General features: G+C 36.0%; 1 protein-coding gene. It reads right to left on the bottom strand.

Annotated features, from left to right (window positions below; all coding sequences use genetic code 11):
- Positions 1–724 precede the first annotated feature (724 nt).
- The gene (locus NI464_RS15690) at positions 725–1,843 is read right to left on the bottom strand and encodes a Fic family protein (protein ID WP_016807159.1); all 1,119 of its coding nucleotides are present in this window, start codon (positions 1,841–1,843) and stop codon (positions 725–727) included.
- Positions 1,844–2,067: the final 224 nt, after the last annotated feature.

The raw sequence follows: 2,067 nt of genomic DNA, 5'->3' as shown, positions 1-2,067 counted from the left end.
ATAGACGGAAACGATTTGGTCTAAGAATGAATTTAATTGCTGGAATGGTGAACTGGACGCTCTTAAATTAACTTTCGCAAGAGATCTAATGTAATACATAATGTTAATTTATATGAATAATGTTAATTTTAACTAAATCTTATTTATATTCCAAATTATTAAAAAACAGTTTTTAATTAGGATAGATGATCAAGTATCAAAAGCAGCTATTCTTAAAATAACTACAATAATTTTATCACTTTAAAAATAGATTTTCCCTCTATTTAACATAATGGGCGTTATACGAAATGCATATTTTAAACAAATAAAAATCAAATACTTGTGTTATAGTGATAATGCTCGACGATGTCGAAAAGCTGACTTGGAAACAAGTCGGCTTTTTTATGAGCAGTTTTGATAGTTCTTGCCAATAATTTTGTTTAAAAAGTAATCAATTTTGAGATTTTTCAAATTTTATCAATGCCTCAATGTCCAAAATTATCCACATTTTTTGTGGATAAAATTTAGGCTATTTTGTACGCCTGGGCTTACGTAAATTCCGGTTCTTTACGGCTGTCCAGGAGAGGTGAATTTTCCTATGATGAAGCCATAGAGAACAGGATGTTCCAAACAACAAGAATAAGAAAGATCGCACCAGGAACGTGAGGTAAGACAGGAGTCATACTTAGCAACCCAATATGAAAAACCCCGGCAGGATGCCGGGGTTTTTTATTGCTTAGAATATCTATAACTGGGTATTGATCTGATAGCGTGTATTACGTCCACCACCTTCTAATTTAACGATACATTCTTTCTCAAGTAAGTCTGATAAGTGGCGAGTAGCCGTTGCCTTACTGACTTTAGCAACCTTTTGATATTGCGAAGCACTAATACCATGTTCAAAGCCATTTTCGCCACCGTCTAATAAACGATTTAGAACTTTACGTTGTTCTTCACCCAGGGCTAAATTTGAATATTTATGCCAAAATTGACTTTTAAACAATGTTCGACTGATCTGCGCTAAGGTTTTTTCAAGGCTTTCATTCAACGTGTCTAGAAACCAAATCAGCCAATCTGTGATATCAGAATCATTTTTTTGAGTTTGTTCTAATATCTCATAGTAACTTTTACGTTTATTTAATATCGTAGTAGACATTGCATACAAACGGATACTTTGCTCATCCATTTGAGCTAGAGCAAGGTCTGTAAGTGTACGTGTAATACGGCCATTACCATCATCAAAAGGATGTAGGGTAACAAACCATAAATGGGTAATGCCTGCACGTAACAGAGGATCAAGCAATGAATCATTCAGACTCTGATTAAACCACGCTATGAAGGTATGTAAGCGTTCTTCTAAGCCTTCTCTTGGCGGTGCTTCAAAATGTACTTTAGGGTAATCCAATCGACCTGAAACGACCTGCATAGGCTCTGATCCCCTCAGTTGACCAATGCGTAAACGTTGCATTGTCCAGTCGGGGTCATTGAAAAGCCAACGATGCCATTGCATGAGGCGCTCAACAGTCAGTGGTTGCTTAACATCGTTCAGCGCATCCAGCATGATATTGGCTAAACCTTCTGATCGATCTGAGCTTGGATAAGGCTGTTCAAGAGTGACACCCAAGCGTTGGGCTAAAGATGATCGCAATGAAAAAACATTGAGGGTTTCATTTTCAATTGCTGATGAAGCAACGAGATTGGCAAGTAGAGTATCTAGAGTGAATTGTTCTTTCGCTAAATCATGCTGACTTTGTCCAAGAAGAATTCCTATTTTTTGATGTATCTGTCTGGTTTTAGGTAAGATAGTTGAATCTTGCCATGTGAAATTTGTCCAGTTTTCTGCTTGCCAAATCCATTTCTGCATTTTCAATCTCTCTCATCTAAAATCTAAGATGAGTTAAATATAGCACAAATTCGACTCATATTGTGAGCCGAATATGTACTGTTAATTAGCTCATTATTTATCGAGAACATTTCTACTTTGGGCTTACAAATGCTGTTATTCACCAATTAAAATGTCTATGCGATAAACCATTTAAAATGTCCTGTTTTTAACCACAAGAGTCAAGCACAGGATTTAACTTTCTT

This window comes from Acinetobacter lwoffii (genome assembly GCF_024129685.1).
GTDB lineage: Bacteria > Pseudomonadota > Gammaproteobacteria > Pseudomonadales > Moraxellaceae > Acinetobacter > Acinetobacter lwoffii_X.
The sequence above is the reverse complement of the archived record's forward strand: the minus strand, read 5'-3'. Positions and strand labels throughout refer to the sequence as shown.

Excerpts from the sequence above, each read along its gene's own strand:
- NI464_RS15690 (WP_016807159.1), bottom strand. The coding sequence starts at position 1,843 with ATGCAGAAATGGATTTGGCAAGCAGAAAACTGGACAAATTTCACATGG.